At 63.4% G+C, this 18837-nt stretch carries 22 protein-coding genes; 10 read left to right on the top strand and 12 right to left on the bottom strand.

Annotation, left to right across the window (positions count from 1 at the left end):
• Positions 1 to 76: 76 nt before the first annotated feature.
• The 3 genes from FJ424_RS25090 to FJ424_RS25080 form a co-directional block, all read right to left on the bottom strand.
• Positions 77 to 682 (bottom strand): transglutaminase-like cysteine peptidase, encoded by a 606-nt coding sequence (locus tag FJ424_RS25090; RefSeq protein WP_140646920.1) that lies wholly within the window; start codon positions 680 to 682, stop codon positions 77 to 79.
• A gap of 293 nt (positions 683 to 975) precedes the next feature.
• Positions 976 to 1593, bottom strand: coding sequence for a PilZ domain-containing protein (locus tag FJ424_RS25085; protein WP_140646921.1), 618 nt, complete (start codon positions 1591 to 1593; stop codon positions 976 to 978).
• A gap of 172 nt (positions 1594 to 1765) precedes the next feature.
• Entirely contained in the window at positions 1766 to 2404 is a 639-nt protein-coding gene (locus tag FJ424_RS25080) for a PAS domain-containing protein (RefSeq protein WP_140657547.1), read from the bottom strand.
• A gap of 424 nt (positions 2405 to 2828) precedes the next feature.
• Between FJ424_RS25080 and FJ424_RS25075 the strand changes: the two genes are divergently transcribed.
• Together FJ424_RS25075 and FJ424_RS25070 are read left to right on the top strand one after the other, a co-directional pair.
• A complete protein-coding gene (locus FJ424_RS25075) occupies positions 2829 to 3566 on the top strand; it encodes a rhomboid family intramembrane serine protease (protein WP_140646923.1) in 738 nt (245 codons plus the stop codon).
• Positions 3567 to 3798: 232 nt separating this feature from the next.
• Entirely contained in the window at positions 3799 to 4230 is a 432-nt protein-coding gene (locus FJ424_RS25070; RefSeq protein WP_140646924.1) for a CBS domain-containing protein, read from the top strand.
• Positions 4231 to 4339: 109 nt separating this feature from the next.
• Here the strand turns inward: FJ424_RS25070 and FJ424_RS25065 are convergent, their stop codons facing one another.
• Positions 4340 to 4585, bottom strand: coding sequence for a YjhX family toxin (locus FJ424_RS25065; protein ID WP_181182131.1), 246 nt, complete (start codon positions 4583 to 4585; stop codon positions 4340 to 4342).
• Positions 4586 to 4826: 241 nt separating this feature from the next.
• Between FJ424_RS25065 and gatB the strand changes: the two genes are divergently transcribed.
• The 3 genes from gatB (at position 4827) to FJ424_RS25050 (ending at position 7679) form a co-directional block, all read left to right on the top strand.
• A complete protein-coding gene (gatB, locus tag FJ424_RS25060; protein ID WP_140657551.1) occupies positions 4827 to 6326 on the top strand; it encodes an Asp-tRNA(Asn)/Glu-tRNA(Gln) amidotransferase subunit GatB in 1500 nt (499 codons plus the stop codon).
• A 2-nt stretch (positions 6327 to 6328) separates the two neighbouring features.
• Positions 6329 to 6823: a GNAT family N-acetyltransferase gene (locus tag FJ424_RS25055; RefSeq protein WP_140657553.1), complete on the top strand. Its 495-nt coding sequence runs from the start codon at positions 6329 to 6331 to the stop codon at positions 6821 to 6823.
• A gap of 157 nt (positions 6824 to 6980) precedes the next feature.
• The gene (locus FJ424_RS25050; protein WP_140657555.1) at positions 6981 to 7679 is read left to right on the top strand and encodes an AIM24 family protein; all 699 of its coding nucleotides are present in this window, start codon (positions 6981 to 6983) and stop codon (positions 7677 to 7679) included.
• A 29-nt stretch (positions 7680 to 7708) separates the two neighbouring features.
• Here FJ424_RS25050 and panC read toward each other — a convergent pair whose 3' ends face one another.
• On the bottom strand, positions 7709 to 8560 hold the full coding sequence (panC, locus tag FJ424_RS25045) for a pantoate--beta-alanine ligase (protein ID WP_140657557.1): 852 nt from the start codon (positions 8558 to 8560) through the stop codon (positions 7709 to 7711).
• Entirely contained in the window at positions 8557 to 9396 is an 840-nt protein-coding gene (panB, locus tag FJ424_RS25040; RefSeq protein WP_140657559.1) for a 3-methyl-2-oxobutanoate hydroxymethyltransferase, read from the bottom strand. The genes panC and panB overlap by 4 nt, the downstream gene beginning before the upstream one ends.
• Positions 9397 to 9665: 269 nt before the next feature.
• On the opposite strand from panB, the gene FJ424_RS25035 reads away from it, so the two are divergent.
• The 3 genes from FJ424_RS25035 (at position 9666) to FJ424_RS25025 (ending at position 11224) form a co-directional block, all read left to right on the top strand.
• Entirely contained in the window at positions 9666 to 10064 is a 399-nt protein-coding gene (locus tag FJ424_RS25035) for an NADH:ubiquinone oxidoreductase subunit NDUFA12 (RefSeq protein WP_140646931.1), read from the top strand.
• 136 nt (positions 10065 to 10200) lie between these two features.
• Positions 10201 to 10773, top strand: a complete 573-nt coding sequence (locus tag FJ424_RS25030) for a DUF2155 domain-containing protein (protein ID WP_140657561.1) — start codon at positions 10201 to 10203, stop codon at positions 10771 to 10773.
• Positions 10774 to 10831: 58 nt separating this feature from the next.
• Positions 10832 to 11224, top strand: coding sequence for a hypothetical protein (locus FJ424_RS25025; RefSeq protein ID WP_140646933.1), 393 nt, complete (start codon positions 10832 to 10834; stop codon positions 11222 to 11224).
• Here FJ424_RS25025 and aat read toward each other — a convergent pair.
• The 6 genes from aat to FJ424_RS24995 all read right to left on the bottom strand — a co-directional run bounded on the left by aat (position 11215) and on the right by FJ424_RS24995 (position 16561).
• Positions 11215 to 11832, bottom strand: coding sequence for a leucyl/phenylalanyl-tRNA--protein transferase (aat, locus tag FJ424_RS25020; RefSeq protein ID WP_140646934.1), 618 nt, complete (start codon positions 11830 to 11832; stop codon positions 11215 to 11217). The two genes, FJ424_RS25025 and aat, sit on opposite strands and share 10 nt — an antisense overlap.
• A 12-nt stretch (positions 11833 to 11844) precedes the next feature.
• Positions 11845 to 13188: an acetyl-CoA carboxylase biotin carboxylase subunit gene (gene accC / locus FJ424_RS25015; protein ID WP_140646935.1), complete on the bottom strand. Its 1344-nt coding sequence runs from the start codon at positions 13186 to 13188 to the stop codon at positions 11845 to 11847.
• 19 nt (positions 13189 to 13207) lie between these two features.
• Positions 13208 to 13669 carry an acetyl-CoA carboxylase biotin carboxyl carrier protein gene (accB, locus tag FJ424_RS25010; protein WP_140657563.1) on the bottom strand — a complete coding sequence of 154 codons (462 nt, stop codon included), beginning with the start codon at positions 13667 to 13669 and terminating at the stop codon, positions 13208 to 13210.
• 26 nt (positions 13670 to 13695) lie between these two features.
• Positions 13696 to 14130 carry a type II 3-dehydroquinate dehydratase gene (gene aroQ, locus FJ424_RS25005; protein WP_095767887.1) on the bottom strand — a complete coding sequence of 145 codons (435 nt, stop codon included), beginning with the start codon at positions 14128 to 14130 and terminating at the stop codon, positions 13696 to 13698.
• Between the two features lie 131 nt (positions 14131 to 14261).
• Positions 14262 to 15089, bottom strand: coding sequence for a DsbA family protein (locus FJ424_RS25000; protein ID WP_140657565.1), 828 nt, complete (start codon positions 15087 to 15089; stop codon positions 14262 to 14264).
• 59 nt (positions 15090 to 15148) lie between these two features.
• Complete coding sequence (locus FJ424_RS24995; protein ID WP_140657567.1) at positions 15149 to 16561, bottom strand: M48 family metalloprotease; 1413 nt, start codon at positions 16559 to 16561, stop codon at positions 15149 to 15151.
• Positions 16562 to 16748: 187 nt separating this feature from the next.
• On the opposite strand from FJ424_RS24995, the gene FJ424_RS24990 reads away from it, so the two are divergent.
• Together FJ424_RS24990 and FJ424_RS24985 are read left to right on the top strand one after the other, a co-directional pair.
• Positions 16749 to 17897 carry an aminotransferase class I/II-fold pyridoxal phosphate-dependent enzyme gene (locus FJ424_RS24990; protein ID WP_140657569.1) on the top strand — a complete coding sequence of 383 codons (1149 nt, stop codon included), beginning with the start codon at positions 16749 to 16751 and terminating at the stop codon, positions 17895 to 17897.
• A gap of 5 nt (positions 17898 to 17902) precedes the next feature.
• The gene (locus FJ424_RS24985; RefSeq protein ID WP_181182124.1) at positions 17903 to 18832 is read left to right on the top strand and encodes a glutaminase; all 930 of its coding nucleotides are present in this window, start codon (positions 17903 to 17905) and stop codon (positions 18830 to 18832) included.
• The last annotated feature ends 5 nt before the right edge of the window (positions 18833 to 18837 follow it).

The following is an 18837-nucleotide window of genomic DNA, read 5'->3' as shown; positions in this document are numbered from 1 at the left end:
GGGTGGGGACTCGACCGGGCTTTCTCCTTGGGCACGCCGCCGCATCATGGGCGGCGTACCCGATCGCTTTGGCGCCCTAGCGGACGCTGGCGACCGCGTCCTCGCGGCCGTCGTTGATCGTTACCCAAGCGCCCGAGTTCTCCGTCGATTGACGTTTGAGATAGGTGTAGACCGTGTCGTTCCAGGCGAGCACTTTCGGCTCGAGATTGTCGAGGATGAATTCGCCGAGGCTGGTGCGCACCGTCAGCACCGCATGGCCGTCGCCATTCGGCTGGCGCACCACCGTCATCAGCAGATTGCCGGCCGGCACGCCGACGGCCATCAACTCGCGGCGCTTCTCCAGCGCGTAGTCCTCGCAGTCGCCATAGCCTTTGTCGGGATAGGCCCAGTATTCCTCGACGCCGTAGATCTCCATGTCGGTGCGCGGCTTGACCCGGACGTTGACCGAATTGTTGACGTTGACGATCGTCGCCCACAGCTTGCGCGTCAGCTCGACCGGCGGACCCTTCGGCGTCCGTTGGTTGCATTCGACCGGAATGCGCTGGCAGAAATCGTAGTGGCCGACCGGCTGGGTGGTGCGGCCACCCGTATGCATGAAAGCCGGTCCTGCGCTTGCCGTGCCCCACGCGGAAAGCTGCATCGCCATTGCCAAGAGCAACAGCTTGCCCCTCGTCATTTTCATTGTTGTAGTCTCCCCGTTTGAGGAGACTGTGCCACGTTGGGATTTATTTGACGCAAAAACCCGAAGTAGACATTGAGTAAAACGCCAGTAGAATAAACATAAAATTTGAACTATCGGAATTTCGGATTGTTCAGATTTTCATCCGGCCCGCGCAAGATTCTGATGTCACTGGCGGCCCGCGTCCGACCTCCCAAGAGGACAACAAAAAACCGGCCGCTAAGGGCCGATTTGCGCCCCTAAGGGCCGGTTTGCTTTGTTGCGTCAGCTCGTCTCAGGAGCGGGCGTCGCGCGTCTCAGGAGCGCGGCGCGTTGAATTCCTGATCGAGCGTTTCCGGCCGCTGGATGACCGCGAACTCGATGGCGACGCCGTCCTCGAAATGGCGCACCACCTGGCCGCGCATCGTGCCTAACGTGACCTGGACGCCGATCGCCGGCTTGACGTCGATTTCGACGGCAGCGCCTGAGAGCGACAGGTCGATGATGCGGCATTGATACTGGCGCCCGTCGGTGAGCTGCAGGACACTCATCGGATTGCGCGGCGCCACGCGCTCGTGGCGGCGGTCCTCGGGCAGGTCGAGCTCATGCTTGTTGGCAAGCCAGGTGAGCTGCGCGGCAAGCTTGTCCTTCTTGCGGTCCGAGGCGATGACGGTCATGGCGAAACCGTCCTGCGACGTGCGCGTCACGATGCCTTCGACACGGCCGATATGGTCGATATAGGCGATGACCTTCTCGCCCGGCATGCCGATCCGGTCCGTACGCAACGCAACATTGCCGGGCGACATATCGATCACCTGGCAAGGATGCTCGGTGCGGTCTTCCAGCATGAAGCGCCCGTAAATCTTGACGCGGACACGCTGAAAGTTGCGCCTCTCAGCTCGTGACGGCGCATATTCTACCGCCGCTGACCTCATGACTGCCTACACCCCGTTGGCATTCCGCGCGACGATGCGAGGAATTTCACCCGAAAAACTACAGCAAAGCAGGTTAACAAACGGGAAAGTCGGCCGCAAAAGCCTGGGCCTGGGGGCTCGCGCGACACGGAAAAATTTACCGGGAGCGACGGGAAACCTCACACGGCCGGGCTCACTCGTGACGCCCGCCGTCGAGGACGACGAGATGACGGATGCGGCGCACGCGGCCGAGCGCCGAAATGGTCTCCGGAGGATCGAATTCGGCCGGAACGAGCGAGGGCACGTCGATCGCCGGACGGTTCTTCAGGAGCATCGGCTCCTTGTCGGGATCTATCACCCGGATCGTATCGATGAGCGCGTCGGCGAGCGGATCGGCGCCAAGCCAGAACGGCTTGTCGGCGGCGCTGACGATGCCGAGGCAGCGCGGGTTCTGGGCGCCCCCGTCCAGCGGCAGCGCCATGAGCTCGAATTTGTTGGAACGGCCGTTGCGGCTGAACCCCTCATAGGTCATGAGCAGAACCGATTTCTGGTCGAAAACGCCCTGCATGAGCCGCGACACAAGCCGCTGATCCTTCTCGCGCCAGAGCGAAGGGAAGGAGAATCCCTTGAGCTCCCGGCCATAATAGGCGCAGAGCCGCGTGCCGGCGAGCCGGAACACCGCCTCGCCGCGCGTGTCGCGCTCCAGGATGAAGGTGTCGGCCAGAAGCGACTTGATGTCGGCCGGCTCCACCTCCGATCGTTTCGGGGCGAGGCGACCATCACGCAGCTGGTTCCAATATTGGAACAGCGCGATTGATCCTTTTTCATTCATGTCCATTCCGCTCCGCACAATCTATCTTTTGATGTCCCATCGGCGAACAGACAGGGCGCCCTCCGATGACCTTCATGCGGTGCGGAGCAGGATGCGTGCCAGTATCGTTAACGTTTGTTCACGCCTCGGGGCCGTTAAGGTTAACAAGTGGTTTACATTGCGTGCCGCCGAAGCCTGTGGCACATCAAAACCACTCCAAAACGGTCGTTCCTGCAGCGATCGGCAGCACTTCAGTCACGAGTTTATGGGGAGCAGGGGACTCGACCGGCCGTTCAGGGAAATCCTGGACGGCCTTCTTTTTGATTCGCTCCGTTCTGATTCGCTCCTTTTCTGATCTGGGCTGTGGCGATTAGCCGTTTGTGATTCGAAAGGGCGTGATCTACATGCTCGCCGAAAGCCCTAAGCCCCAGACCCGCAAAGGCGCATGAGCGAGCCTGTAAGCCCCACCGAAACCGAACCGACGCCGGACGAGGCTTCCGAGCCGCGCCGCCGCGAACCCGTGTTCAACCTGCCGCCGGTGGTGCTCGCCGTGATCGGCATATGCGTGGTCGTCTATCTGCTGCAGCAATATGTGCTGAACGAAGCGCAGCAAATGACGCTGCTCTACGACGGTGCCTTCATTCCGGTGCTGTACACCGGCCAGTACGGCTTCGACTGGTTCCTGTTCACGCGTCCGTTCACCTATGCGTTCATGCATGGGGGCATTGCCCATATCGCCATCAACATGATCTGGCTTGCAGCCTTCGGTTCGCCGCTCGCCAATCGTCTCGGCGCGCTGCGTTTCGCGATATTCTACGCCGTGACAGGGCTGGCTTCGGTTGTTCTGTTCTGGGCGCTGCATCCCTATGGCGAGGCGCCGCTCGTCGGTGCCTCGGGTGCGATCTCCGGCATGATGGGCGCGGCTGCGCGCTATGGGTTCCGCGTCGACCGCTCTTCAGGCAGCGCGGCCTTCGCCGGCGAGCCGCTGCCGATCGCATCCGTGTTGCGCTCGCGCGGCGTCATGACCTTTCTTGGCGTTTGGATGGTGATCAATCTGGCCACGGGCCTGCTTGGCTTCGCGCCGGGCATCGACGGTCAGATCGCCTGGGAAGCCCATATCGGCGGCTTCGTCGCCGGCTTTTTCGGGTTGCGTTTTTTCGACCGTCCGATGGCTGCCGCCTAGAGCATGATCCCGAAAAGTGGGAACCGGTTTTCGGAGAAGATCATGCTCCAACAAGAGATAGATCAGGATGGCGATTCAACGAAACGCCATCCTGATCTAGTCCTCAGGCGCACTTGAAATGCAATCAATCACGGCGCACGATGTTGCCCAAGCACCCAGTGTCTTCCTAAGGGCGCCGGGGCTCAAAAGCCGGCCAGGGCGGGAGCCGGCGTCAAAGGCAGTGGAGGACGCCATGACGGTTAAGGCAATTCTTGAAAGCAAGGGCCATGACGTGTTCACGCTCGGGCCCAATGAAAAACTCAGCGAGGCCATTCGCATGCTGGCCGAGCACAGGATCGGCGCGCTCGTCATCACCAATGGCGATCGCAAGATCGTCGGCATTCTCTCGGAACGCGATATCGTCAGGGTGGTAGCCAAGGAGGGCGCCGCCGCGCTCGACATCGCCGTGCGCTCGGCGATGACGCCGAAGGTCAAGATCTGCAACGAAAACCACACGGTCAACGAGGTCATGGAGATCATGACGCGTGGCCGCTTCCGTCATCTGCCGGTGGAAAAGGGCGGCCAGCTTGATGGCATCGTCTCCATCGGCGACGTGGTCAAGCGCCGCATCGAGGATGTCGAGCGCGAAGCCGAAGAGATGAAAGCCTACATCGCCACGGCCTGAAGCAAACGGAAAGGTGCCGCCGGCGTTTCGTCCGGCGGCATTGGGCGCTAGAGCAATTCCAGGAAAAGTGTGGGCGGTTTTCCGTCCGGAATTGCGTAAAACAAAGGCACTAACGGTTGTCGAGTTCGGCGCGCACGAGCTCAGGCCTGCGTCGGGTGATGCGGTAAGGACCGCGGTTCGTTGAGGAAACCGCCTTCTTCCGCCTCAGCTTTCGGAAGAACTCCAGGTCGAAGCCCGGATAGCGCCAGCCGTCGCGGGTCGGGCACTGGACCGAGGCGATCTTCCTGCCCTCGTTCTTTTCGATTTTGATACGCCCGCCCTGCGCGAGCAGGTGCAGGATGCGCTGTTCCCACAGCGCCGCGCGTCCTTCCAGGTTTTTCTGCCCCGCCTCGCCTGGGAGGTCAGGCTTCACCGGGACTGAGCGTTTGTGGACATCCACTCTCCATTGGGATGGGCGCCCTATAGGCGGAAGCCGCCGAAAGGCCAGAGAGCGGCTTTGCGCTTGTCTCACAGGCTTGTCTCGCAGAGCGGTTTGCACTAGCGAATGACTTTCACGTCTGACGTGAAAGTCACGTTTAGCGAGTTAGCAGGCCTCCATGAGCATCATCGATACCCGCACCCCTGACGCAAAACGGCTGATCCCCGGCGCCACCGGCGACTGGGAGATCATCATCGGGCTCGAAGTGCATGCGCAAGTGATCTCTGAGGCAAAACTCTTTTCCGGCGCCTCGACGTCGTTCGGCGCAGCGCCCAACGCCAATGTCAGCCTTGTCGACGCGGCGATGCCCGGCATGCTGCCGGTCATCAACGAGGAATGCGTCAAGCAGGCGATCCGCACCGGGCTCGGCCTGAAGGCTGCGATCAACCACAAGTCGGTCTTCGACCGGAAGAACTATTTCTATCCGGACCTGCCGCAGGGTTACCAGATCTCGCAGTTCAAGCAGCCGATCGTCGGCGAGGGCAAGGTGATCGTCTCCGTCGGGCCCGACCGCCAGGGCGAGTTCGAGGATATCGAGGTCGGCATCGAGCGCCTGCATCTGGAACAGGATGCAGGCAAGTCGATGCATGACCAGCATGCGACCATGTCCTATGTCGATCTCAACCGCTCCGGGGTGGCGCTGATGGAGATCGTCTCCAAGCCCGATATCCGCTCGGCCGACGAGGCCAAGGCCTATGTCACCAAGCTGCGCTCGATCATGCGCTATCTTGGCACCTGCGACGGCAACATGGACGAAGGCTCGCTGCGCGCCGACGTCAACGTCTCGGTGCGCCGTCCGGGCGGCGAGTTCGGCACGCGCTGCGAGATCAAGAACATGAACTCGATCCGCTTCATCGGCCAGGCCATCGAATATGAGGCGCGTCGCCAGATCGCCATCCTGGAAGACGGCGGCAAGATCGACCAGGAGACACGGCTGTTCGATCCGGTCAAGGGCGAGACGCGTTCGATGCGCTCCAAGGAAGAAGCGCATGACTACCGCTATTTCCCAGATCCCGACCTTTTGCCGCTGGAGTTCGACCAGGCCTATGTCGATGCGCTCGCCAGGAACCTGCCGGAGCTGCCCGATGACAAGAAGGCGCGGTTGGTCGATGCGCTCGGCCTCTCGGCCTATGACGCCTCGGTCCTGGTATCGGAAAAGCCGATCGCCGATTATTTCGAGAAGGTGGCGGCAGGGCGCGACGGCAAGCTCGCCGCCAACTGGGTCATCAACGATCTCCTTGGCCAGCTGAACAAAGCTGGCAAGGGCATTGAAAATGCTCCGGTTTCGCCCGAGCAGCTCGGCGCTGTTCTCGACCTGATCAAGGAAGGCACGATCTCCGGCAAGATCGCCAAGGACCTGTTCGAGATCGTCTGGAACGAAGGCGGCGATCCGCGCGAGCATGTCGAAAGCCGCGGCATGAAGCAGGTCACCGACACCGGCGCCATCGAGAAGGCGGTCGACGAGGTGATCGCCGCCAATCCGGACAAGGCCGAGCAGGCGCGCGCCAAGCCGACCATGGCCGGTTGGTTCGTCGGCCAGGTCATGAAGGCGACCGGCGGCAAGGCCAACCCGCAGGCGGTCAACGATCTCGTCAAGGCCAAGCTCGGCATCGAATAACGGTGTTTGTCCGCACCGCCAGCGACCGTGACATTGCGGCTATCCGGGCACTGCTGGCCGAGACCTGGCACGCGGCCTGCGACGCCATCTATGGCGCCGAGCGGATCGATCGAACCATCGCGCTTTGGTGTTCGCCGGAAAAGTTGAAAGCGCGCATCGAGCGGCCGGATGCGGAGTTCCTGGTCGCCGACGATGGCAAGCGCATCGGCGGCGTCGCCTATGCGGAAAGCGCTGACCAGGGCGCTTCGATCGATCTGGAGCAGCTTCATGTTGCACCGGACCTGCAGGGCCGGGGGATTGGCGGCATGCTGCTGGACGAAGTGATGGAGAGCTTCCCCGAAGCGCGCGCGGTACGCGTCGAGGTGGCTGAAGCGAACAAGCGCGCCGTCGCCTTCTATATGGCGAACGGTTTCGTCCAGATCGGCCGCGCCGACAATCGCGGGCCTGCGCAGTCCGGCGTCGCGTCACTGCTCCTTGAGCGGCCGCTGATCGCCTGATCGCTCGACGCCGCCGCAATTGCTTCACGTTGTTGCGAGCGGCGCGCCCAATGCCAGCTTTCATTTGACGGCCGAAAGCCCGGCGGCAATGCTGCCGCAGCCCGACGCGCCGGCGACAGTCCGGTCGACCGGCAGCACGGTGATGAGGGGGACTGCCATGCCGAGCTTGCCGGAACTGATGCCGACCGAGGTGTCGGACGAGACGTTTGGGGGCGTGACCTATCACGTCGCCGGCGAATTGGTGCCCGTGCTGTCGGTCGATGTGACCAACATGCCGGTCTATTTCGAACACCACATCCTTTTGTGGAAGAACACCACGATCACCATCGGCCTGAAATCGCTGAAGGGCGCGCTGAAGCGCATGATCGCGGGCATGCAGATCTTCGTCACCGAGGCGTCCGGGCCGGGCGTCATCGCCTTCAGCCGCGACGGGCCGGGCCATATCGTGCCGATCCATCTTCGGCGCGGCGAGGAGATACAGGTGCGCGAGCATCAGTTCCTGGCCGCGACCGCCAGTGTCGACTACACGTTCGAGCGCGTCCGCGGCCTTGGAACGATGCTATTCGGCCAGAGTGGCTTCTTCATCGACCGTTTCCGCGGCGAGACAGGCGACGGCATCGTCTGGCTGCACGGCTACGGCAATGTCTTCGAGAAGGTGCTGGCGCCCGGCGAGACCACAGACATCGAGCCAGGCGGCTGGCTGTTCAAGGACGCTTCGGTCAAGATGGATACAAGGATCGACCGTCTTTCCAGCGGCTTCTTCGGCGCCGCCATGAATTTCGTCGTCAACCGCTTCACCGGTCCTGGGCGCGTCGGCATCCAGTCGATGTATCTGCACATGCCGTCGGAAGAGTAGGTGCCGAGCCTGGTCGAACGAACGTCCGATCAGGCGGAGGGAATTTCCATATTGTCGATCAGCCGCGTCGTGCCGAGCCAGGCCGCCGCCAGCAGGCGGCCGTCACGATCCCGCTGCCAGGGCTCGAGCGTGACACTCGCGCGGGCGGCGACGTAGTCGACCTTTTGGAAACCAGCGGAGGCCAGGGCCTTCGCGGCGGCATCAATAGCGCCTGCTTCATCCGCGCCGGTTGAAAGCGCCGCCGCCGTGCGGCGCAGGATCAAATTGAGCTTGCGCGCGATGTCGAGCTCGGCTTCGCCCAGATAGGCGTTGCGCGACGACATGGCGAGGCCATGAGCATCGCGCACGGTCGGTGCGCCGACGATCTCGACGGGCAAGTCGAGATCGCGGCAGAGCTGCCTGACGACGCAGAGCTGCTGGTAATCCTTCTCGCCGAACACGGCGCAATCGGGCGCCGCCTGCAGGAAGAGCTTGGCCACCACGGTCGCGACGCCGTCGAAGAAACTCGGCCTGAAGTCGGTCTCCAGGCCGCGGGAGGGGCCGCCGACCGAGATTTTCGTGGCGAAGCCGGAGGGGTACATCTCGCTCACGTTTGGCGTGAAGGCGAGATGCGCGCCCGCATCCCGTAACCGGTCGAGATCGCGCGCCAGCTGGCGCGGGTATTTGTCGAGATCTTCCGTCGGCGTGAACTGCGTCGGGTTGACGAAGATCGAGACCACGCAGCGCTCGGCCCGTTCGAGCGCGATCCTGACCAGCGAGATATGACCGTCGTGCAGCGCGCCCATGGTCGGCACCATGGCCACCTTGAGGCCGGCCTGCCGCCAGTCCCGGACCTGCGCGCGAAGGGCGGTGACGCTGTCGACGACGATCGGCGCGTTCATGTCTTGTCCTTGCCGGATGCAGTCGTGAAGACGTGGTCGGGGCCGGGGAAGGCGCGGCTCCGCACCTCGGCTGCGTAGCGCGCCGCCGCATCCGCTATCGCGCTGCGCAAGTCGGCGTATTCCTTGACGAATTTCGGCACGCGGTCGACGGTCAGGCCGACCATGTCGTCGATCACCAGGATCTGGCCGTCGCAGTCGGCGCTGGCGCCGATGCCGATGGTCGGTATCGAAATGTGATGGGTAAGCTTCGCGGCCACGGCCTCCATCGTGCCTTCGATGACGACCGAAAAGGCGCCGGCCTGTTCCACCGCCTCGGCATCGCTGAGCAGCGCGGCGATATTGTCCTCCGTCCGGCCCTTGATCTTGTAGCCGCCGTCCTTCTCCACCGATTGCGGTTGCAGGCCGATGTGGCCCATGACCGGTATTCCCTCGGCGGCGATCGCGGCGATCCGGGAGGCCATGTCGACGCCGCCTTCGAGCTTCACGGCCTGGCAGCCTGTTTCCCCGACGATCCGCCTTGCCGACACCGCGGCCTGCGCCGGCGAGGCCTCATAGCTGCCCGCCGGCATGTCGACCACGACGCAGGCCTTGGCCGAGCCGCGCATCACGGCCTGGCCGTGCGCGATCATCATCTCCAGCGTGGCGCCGAGCGTTGTGGTGTGGCCATGCAGGACCATGGCGACGCTGTCGCCGACCAGCAGCAGATCGACATGGGGATCGAGCAGGCGGGCGACGGGATAGGTGTAGGCGGTAAGGCAGACGATCGGCACGCCGCCTTTGCGGCGGCGAATGTCTTCGGCGCTGATCCGGCTGTCGGCGGACGGATCCCGGGTCAATCGTCACCTCCCTCAAGGCGCGCCCGAAACGGGCGGGCCGAGCTTTAGAAAGACAGGCGGCGCTTGGCAAGCCGCGTTGCCGCCGGCGGCACAACTGCATCGATTTAATGCATGTCGCCCATAAGCGCGGAGCGGTTCTGGGACGACGACATGCTTCAAGAAGGACGCACGAAGCATTTACGTCGGGACATGGCAAAACCCTTGCCTTCGCGGTGGCGTGACGCCATAAGCAGGGAAAAGGCGCAGCCGCTGCCGCCGTGAGGATGTGGATGAAAACTTTCCTGCTGCAGTTTTTCACTTGGTGGAACAGCCAGACGCTCGGCACGCGCTTCCACACCTGGCGCTTCGGCAAGAGGGTCGGCGAGGACGAAGCCGGCAATGTCTACTATGAGGGCGGCATCGATTCGGAAGGTCGCACCCGCCGCTGGGTCATCTACCGCGATTATTCGGAAGCCTCGAAGATCCCGCCGGGCTGGCATGGCTGGATCCATCATCGCGTCGATACACCTCCACCGAGCGAGAGCTACAAGGCTCGCGACTGGCAGAAGGAGCATCGGCCGAACCTGACCGGAACGCCCGGCGCCTATCGTCCGCAGGGTTCCATCCTGACCAACCAGCATCGCCCGCAGGTGACTGGCGACTACGACGCCTGGACGCCGGGGTCGTAATCCCTCGGATCGTAATCCAAGACGCCGCTTCGGTCCTTTATCGCCACAATTGGCATTTAGCTGCTTGCTGACTGCGCAGCCATGACTAGCCTTGGGCGTTGAGAGAATCACCCGGGCGCAACCACCGGTATTTTGCATGAGCTCTTTCGGCCATACCTCAAAGGCGCTGATCGCGGCGACGTCCATTCTGGTTGCCTCGACGGCGGCCTTCGCCGCCGCGCAGGCGCCGGCCGCGGCACCCGCGGCCTCCGACCGCGTCACCAATGCGGTGGCCGAGTTCGCCGGCATCGACAAGATCACCGGCCGCATCATCACCTTCGACGTCTATATCGACGAAACCGTGCAGTTCGGCGCTTTGCAGGTGACGCCGCGCGTCTGCTATTCGCGGCCGGATACGGAGCAGCCGAAGACCGATTCCTTCGTCGAGGTCGACGAGATCACGCTCGACCGCAAGATCCGCCGCATCTTCACCGGCTGGATGTTTGCCGAAAGCCCGGGCCTCAACGCCGTCGAGCACGCCGTCTATGACGTCTGGCTCAAGGGTTGCAAGCAGAAGTCGGACGTGCCGCCGCCGACCGCGGCCAAGGCCGACACGGCCAAGCCGAAGACCGAAGCCGCCAAGCCCAAGGCTCCGGCGCAACCGGCCGACGCCGCATCCGAGCCGGCTGACGCGGCGCCGGCCCCGGACGATACCACCGACACGAACTGATCTCGGAACCTGCCCGCCCTTTGGCCGTTCAAATCGGCAAGGCGAGGAGGATTCCGCGATGACTGTCACGAAAACAATCACCGCCAACAAGCAGGAGCTTCTCGATATCGAGAAGGGCTTTTGGTCAGGCGATTCCGCCTACTATGAAGCCAATGCCGATGTGGAGTGCCTGGTGGCGTTCCCGCAGATGGCGCAGGCGATGACCAATGCCGATCTCGCAAAGACCGCCACCCAGCCCAACAAATGGCGCGACCTGGACATCAAGTTGAAGGGCATGGTCGAGCCTGGCAGCGACATCGTCATGCTGACCTACGAGGCGCGCGCGACGCGCGAGAACGGCGAACCCTATGTTGCTTTGGTCAGCACCGGCTATGTCCATCGCGCCGACGGCTGGAAGATGATGTTCCATGCGCAGACGCCGATCGAGGCGGCAGAGCGAACTCAAGGATAAAAGACGGCCTCGCCCTTCAGCGCTTCGGCGAGCAGCTTCTCATACTGGCCGCGCGGCACGTCGACGGCGCCGAAGCGCTTCAAATGCTCGGTGGTGAACTGCGTGTCGAGCAGCGCGAAGCCGCGCGCCTTCAGCCGCTCGACGAGATGGTAGAGGCAAGTCTTTGAAGCGTCGGTCTCCCTGGCGAACATGCTTTCGCCGAAGAACACGCGTCCGAGCGAGACACCGTAGAGGCCGCCGACCAGGCGGTCCTCGCGCCACGCCTCGACCGAATGGCAGTGGCCCAATCGATAGAGATCGACATAGGCTTCGCGGATCGGCGCATTGATCCAGGTCGAGCGGCGCTCCTCGCGCCTTTCGGCGCAGCCGTCGATCGTCGCCTCGAAATCGAAGTCGTAGCGGATCTCGAACGGATGCTTGCGGATCGTCTTCTTCAGGCTGCGCGGCGTGTGGAACCGGTCCAGCGGAATGATGCCGCGCGTTTCCGGCCGCACCCAGAACACTTCGGGGTCGTTGGCGCTCTCGGCCATCGGGAAGACACCAGAGGCATAGGCCCTGAGCAGCAGGTCGGTCGGAATGCGATAGCCTGGCGCGTAGGGGCGGGTCATCGCATCCCCGTGCTATTCACCCTTGGCCAGGTATTTTTCCAGCCAGTGGATGTCGTAGTCGCCATTGGCGATGTCGGGATTGCCGACAAGGTCGCGGAACAGCGGCAGCGTCGTCTTGATGCCGTCGACGACGAATTCGTCGAGCGCTCGGCGCAGCCGCATCATGCATTCGACGCGGTTGCGGCCATGCACGATCAGCTTGCCGATCAGACTATCGTAATAGGGCGGGATTTTGTAGCCGGAATAAACGCCGGAATCGACGCGGATGCCGAGGCCGCCGGGCGTATGGAAATGCGTGATCGTGCCGGGCGAGGGCGTGAAGGTGCGCGGATCCTCGGCGTTGATGCGGCACTCGATGGCATGGCCGTTGAACTTGATGTCTTCCTGCCTGACCGACAGCCCGCCGCCCGAGGCGACGCGGATCTGCTCGTGCACGAGGTCGATGCCGGTGATCGCTTCGGTGACCGGATGCTCGACCTGAAGACGCGTGTTCATCTCGATGAAATAGAACTCGCCATTTTCGTAGAGGAACTCGATCGTGCCGGCGCCCGAATAGCCGAGATCGGCAATCGCCTTGGCGCAGATGCCGCCGATGCGCGAACGCTCCTCGGCATTGAGCGCCGGCGAATTGGCTTCCTCCCAGACTTTCTGGTGGCGCCGCTGCAGCGAGCAGTCGCGCTCGCCGAAATGCACGCCACGGCCGGCGCCGTCGCCGAACACCTGCACCTCGATATGGCGCGGCTTCTCCAGGTATTTCTCGATATAGACGGCGTCGTCGCCGAAGGCGGCACCCGCTTCCGACTTGGCCGTCTGCAGCGCGACTTCGAGGTCGGCTTCGCTATGCGCCACCTTCATGCCGCGGCCGCCGCCGCCGGCGGAGGCCTTGATGATCACCGGATAGCCGATCTCGGCGGCGACGCGCTTGGCTTCCTTCTCGTCGCTGATCGCGCCGTCGGATCCAGGCACGACCGGGATGCCGAGACGCTTTGCCGTGCGCTTGGCCTCGATCTTGTCGCCCATGATGCGGATATGGTCGCCCGACGGGCCGATGAAGGTGATGTTGTGAGCCGCCAGGATGTCGGCGAACTTGGCATTCTCCGACAGGAAGCCGTAGCCCGGATGCACGGCGTCGGCGCCGGTGATCTCGCAGGCGGCGACGATCTGGTGGATGTTGAGATAGCTTTCGCGCGAGGGCGGCGGGCCGATGCAGACGCTCTCGTCGGCAAGCCGAACATGCATGGCGTCGGAATCCGCGGTCGAGTGGACCACCACCGTCTGGATGCCGAGCTCCTTGCAGGCGCGCAACACGCGGAGCGCGATTTCGCCGCGATTGGCGATGAGGATCTTCTGGAACATCTCTTGGTTGTTCCCAGCTCTACTCAAGGACCACCAGCGGCATGCCGTATTCGACCGGCTGGGCATCCTCGATGAGGATCGCCGTCACCGTGCCGGCGCGCGGCGAGGGGATCTGGTTCATCGTCTTCATCGCTTCGATGATGAGCAGCGTCTGGCCTTCCTTGACCTTCTGGCCGACTTCGATGAACGCCTTGGCGTCGGGCGAGGGTGCCAGATAGGCGGTGCCGACCATCGGCGAGGGCACTGCGTTCTTGGACACATCGGCGGCTGCGGCTGCCGTTGCGGGCTGAGTCGCTGCCGCGGCAACAGGAGCAACCGCGGCAAGCGGCGCGGCGACGGCGTGGACGGCCTGCGTTTGGCGCGAGACGCGCACCTTGAGGTCGCCGAGTTCGACCTCGATCTCGGTCAGATTGGTGTCGTTCAGAATGCCCGCCAGATCGCGGATCAGCTGCTGGTCAACACCGGTCTTTTTTATCGACATTTTCGAGCCTTCTGTTTGGGGGCCGGTCACAGGCGAGCCGCCAGTGCCTGCAGCGCGAGGGTGTAGCCGAGCGGCCCGAACCCGCAGATCATGCCGACAGCGACCGGCGCGACCATGGAGACGTGGCGGAAGGGCTCCCGCGCGTGGATGTTGGAAAGATGGACTTCCGCGACGGGCAGCGGTGCTGCGGCGCGGATGGCGTCGTGGATGGCGATCGATGTGTGGCTGTAGGCGCCGGGATTGATGACGATGCCTGCCGCCTTCTCGCTGGCTTCCTGGATCCAGTCGACCAGATCGCCTTCATGGTTGGATTGGCGAAAATCGATCTCGAGCCCGAGCGCGGCGCCGGCCGCCTTGCAGTCCTCGGCGATGGCCGCAAGCGTCTTGCCGCCATAGATCCCCGGTTCGCGCTTGCCGAGCGCATTGAGATTGGGTCCGTTGAGGACGAAAATCGTTTTCAATATGCCGACCTTGTTCTACGCCGACCCCAAGCCGGCGCACTGCGCCTCTATAATGGGCATAGCCGCCCGCGAAAAGAGCGCAAGTGCGTTCTTTCGCTGTCCACAGCGGCCGGCTTTTGCACCGCGCGCGTCTAGAGCGCGCTCTTTGCCTCTTCGATCTTTTCCGCCAGAACCTGCTGGCCGAGCGCTCCGAAGATCACCTCGTTGCCAACCACATAGGACGGCGTGCCGGTGATCGACAATTTCGTCGCAAGGTCATAGGTGCGCGAAAGCGTTTCGGCGATGCGCGGATCCTTCATCTTCTCGCGCAGCGCTGCCTCGTCGGCGCCGAGCGAAAGCGCAACTTTCATGGCGGTCGCTTCGGTGGCGCGGCCCTGGCCGCCGAGCAGCGCGGTGTGGAATTCGCCGTATTTTTCCGGGTGCATCAGGTGGAACGCCATGGAGACGACGCTGGCCTTCTGCGAATCCGGGCTGAGGATCGGGAATTCCTTGAGCACGAAGCGCAGGTCCGGGTCGGACTTGGTCAGCACCTGCATGTCCTCGATGGCGCGTTTGCAGAAGCCGCAATTGTAATCGTAGAACTCGACGATCGTGATCTTGCCCTTCGGATTGCCGACGACGCCGTCGAAGGTGGAGTTGAAGATCTCGTCCTTGGAGTCCTTGATCACGCCAAGTGCTGCGAGCCGCTGCTCTTCCTTCTGCTTGGCCTCGAGCGCGTCCTGCACCTCGAGCAGAACCTCCGGGTTCTTCAAGAGGTAGTCGCGGATGATGCCCTCGACCTCCTTGCGATCGATCTTGGTGTCGGCGGAGGCTTTGGTATCGGTGGAGGACGTGACCTGCGCGATTTGCACGGTGTCGGCCCTCGCGGCCTGCGGGTTTCCCGCCACGAAGCCGAAGGCCAGCATCCCGAGCGCCACAGCCAGACCGCCAGCGCTGCCAAGCAGGATTGCCTTGTTCATGATTGTCGATCCTTTTGCCTTTTCCGGTCCGCCTTGGTCGCCGCCAACGTCCGGGAGGTTCATTTGAGTTTGTTCGATGGCGTGTAGTTTATAATATCCTGCGCGCGGACCCAGCGGGGTTCGCCGCGCTTCAATTTCTGTTGAGCGCGCATGGCGAAGATCTTAGCGTTTTTGTAGTCGCCCGCATAATAGTGGCCCTCGGCGGTGGCGAGATCGGCAGCCGGAATCTCGCCGAGTTCGCCATATGCCTGCGCCAGAAAGCGATAAGCGTCGGCATTTTCCTTGTCCCGCCCAACGCCATTGTTGAGCTGGACCACTGCCTTCTGGGTCGAATCGGGCGTTCCCACCGCCATCAGCGCCTGGCCGAGCGAGACCAGCAGCAGGCCGGAGCGCGCTGGATCGAGGCTGACCGCCTTGGCGTAGGCGTCCGCCGCATCCTTCGACTTGTTGGCCTTCATCAGGATATCGCCGCGCAATTCATGGAAATAGGGGTTCTTCGGTTGTTCCTTGATCAGCGCCGCCGTCTTGGTGAGCGCCGCGCCCGGACTGCCGAAGAGATAGGTCTGCTGCGCATCGCCATAGCGCGAGGCAAGGCTGGCCGGGTTCTTGCGCATCAGCCGCGCGACGGCTGCCTGGCCCTGCATATAGGCGGCGATCTTGATGCGCATCATGTCGTGCCGCTGCTGCAGCGACGGCGGGTCGACAACGTTGACGAACGGGCTCTGCTTGACGAGCACTTCCAGGTTGGCGATGCGTTCCTGCGGCATCGGATGGCTGATCCGATAGGGGTCGACATGGGTGCCGGCGAGCGAGAGCGCGCTCTGGAAGCGGCCGAAGGTCTTCAGCATGCCCATGCCGGATTGGCCGGTGGCGTTGAGATAGGTGATCGCCGAACGGTCGGCGGTGATTTCTTCGGTACGCCGATAGGCGAGAATCGAGCGTTGCGCCATCTCGCCGCCGCCGGCGGCGACGCCCATGCCGGCGCCGGCAAGGCCGCGGCTGTTGGTGGTGGCGCCGGCCACCATGGCGCCGGCGCCGAGCAGCGTGGCCATGATGGCCATGGTCTTGGCGCGGTCGAGCTGGTCGCGCAATTTCTGCTGGTGGCCGCCGGCGATATGGCCGGCCTCGTGCGCGATGACGCCAATGATCTCGTTCGGCGTTTCGGCGGTCACCAGCGCGCCGGTGTTGATGAACAGTCGCCGCCCGGTGACGAAGGCGTTGAAGCTCTGGTCGTTGACCAGAACGATGTCGATGCCGTCATTGGCAAGCCCCGCCGCCTCGAAGATCGGCCGGGCATAGTCGCGCACCAAGGCCTCGATCTCGGCGTCGCGCACCACCGGCACGCCTTGCGCGAAGGCGCTGACCGAGCTCGACACGGCGACCGCGGCGGCAAGCAGAAGCGTCGCGAAGTCGCGCGCGGTTCGGCTGAGGGAGGTCGATTCGCCAATCGATGGTCGGGGTCGGCTCAACATAAGGTCCACTGGTAGACGAGCGGGCGAAAGATGAAAAGTCGGCACCGGTAACTTCCTGCGCGCTTGTGATCCCCACATCAATCGGGCATTTGTGCGGCGCTGCCCTCGAACCGGGGCAGTTCAAGGGCGATCCAGGACGGCTTCCGCCCAGGAATTTCGCCGGATAATGGCAGTTGGAAGAGGTCAAATGGTCGTTTCGCTTTCACGCCGAGGGGAAGTCGAGCCCTTCCACGCCATGGACATCCTGGCTGAAGCCAACCGGCTGAAGGCCACCGGAGTGCCCGTGGTGTCGATGGCCGTCGGCCAGCCATCGGATCCCGCGCCGGTCGGCGTCCGCGAGGCGGCGGCCGCGGCCCTGCGGCATGGCCGCATCGGCTACACCGACGCCTTGGGTCTCGCCGATCTGCGCAAGGCGATCGCGGCGCATTATGGCGAGCACTATGGGATCGACGTCGCGCCGTCGCGCATTGCCGTCACGACCGGCTCGTCCGCCGCCTTCAACCTCGCTTTCCTGGCCATGTTCGATCCGGGCGACCGCGTCGCCATCGCCGCGCCCGGCTATCCAGCCTACCGCAACATCATGGCCGCGCTCGGCATCGAGATCGTCGAAATCGAACTCGGCGCGGATGCCTATCTGCATGCCGAGCACCTCAAGGCCGCGCATCGCGACAAGCCGCTGAAGGGCGTGCTGTTCGCCAGCCCCGCCAATCCGACCGGCGCGGTCATTCCGGCGGATGAACTTGCGGCGCTGGTGAAGACGGCCGAGGAACTCGGCATCGCCGTGATCTCGGACGAAATCTATCACCGGCTGGCCTACGCGGCGCCCGATGTCACCGCGCTGGCGCACGGCGCCGGTGTCACCGTGATCAATTCCTTCTCGAAATATTATTGCATGACCGGCTGGCGCATCGGCTGGATGGTGTTGCCGGAAGAGCTGGTGCGGCCGATCGAGCGTGTCGCCCAGAGCTTCTATATCTCGCCGCCTGAACTGTCGCAGGTCGCGGCGATCGAAGCCTTCAAGGCGACCGAAGAGCTGGAGAAGGTCAAGGCGCGCTATGCCTGGAACCGCGACCTTCTGATGAAGCGCCTGCCGGAACTCGGCTTCGCGCTCGCCGCGCCGATGGACGGCGCCTTCTATGCGTTCTGCGATGTCACCCGCCACACCAACGACAGTATGGCTTTTGCGCGCAAGATGCTGGCCGAGGCGCATATCGCGGCGACGCCCGGCCGTGATTTCGACCCGCTGCAGGGCCACCGCACCATGCGCTTTTCCTATGCCGGCAGCCATGACGAGATGGTCGAGGCGCTGGCGCGCATCGAACGCTGGCTGAAATAGAAGCCATGCCGGAACTCGAGCAGGCACTGGCCGAAGTGGCCGCCGAAATGGCGCAGCGTACCGATCGCGGCGAGGTGGCGACCTACATCCCGCAGCTCGGCAAGGTCGATCCGAAGAAATTCGGCATCGCCGCCGTGACCAATGACGGCCGCGTCATGCTTGCCGGCGATGCCGATCAGCCCTTTTCGATCCAGAGCGTCTCGAAAGTCTTCACGCTCACGCTGGCGCTTGGCAAGGTCGGCGATGCGCTGTGGCATCGCGTCGGCCGCGAGCCGTCCGGTAATCCGTTCAACTCGATCGTCCAGCTCGAACACGAGAACGGCATCCCGCGCAATCCGTTCATCAATGCCGGCGCCATCGTCGTCTCCGACGTCCTGCTCGCCGGCCATCAGCCGCGCGAGGCGATAGGCGAAATCCTGCGCTTCATCCAGTTCCTCGCCGATGACGAGACGATCATCATCGACCGCGAGGTCGCGGCATCCGAGCGCGCCACCGGCTACCGCAATTTCGCCCTGGCCAACTACATGAAATCCTTCGGCAATCTCCATCACGAACCGGAGCTGGCGCTGGGTGTCTATTTCCACCATTGCGCGATTGCGGTGAGTTGCCGCCAGCTTGCCATGGCCGGCCGGTTTCTGGCCAATAGCGGCAGGAACCCGGCGACCGGGCATTCGGTCGTCTCGGCCGAACGGGCACGCCGCATCGGCGCGCTGATGCTGACCTGCGGCCACTATGACGGTTCCGGCGACTTTGCCTTCCGCGTCGGTATCCCCGGCAAAAGCGGGGTCGGCGGCGGCATTCTCGGCATCGTGCCAGGGGTTGCTTCGCTGGCGGTGTGGTCGCCCGGACTCAACGAGAACGGCAACTCCAAACTCGGCTCAATCGCCATGGAGAAGCTCGCCCGGATGATGAACTGGTCGATCTTCGCGCCGTAAAGCAG

This window comes from Mesorhizobium sp. B3-1-8, from assembly GCF_006439495.1.
Lineage (GTDB): Bacteria > Pseudomonadota > Alphaproteobacteria > Rhizobiales > Rhizobiaceae > Mesorhizobium.
The sequence above is the reverse complement of the archived record's forward strand: the minus strand, read 5'-3'. Positions and strand labels throughout refer to the sequence as shown.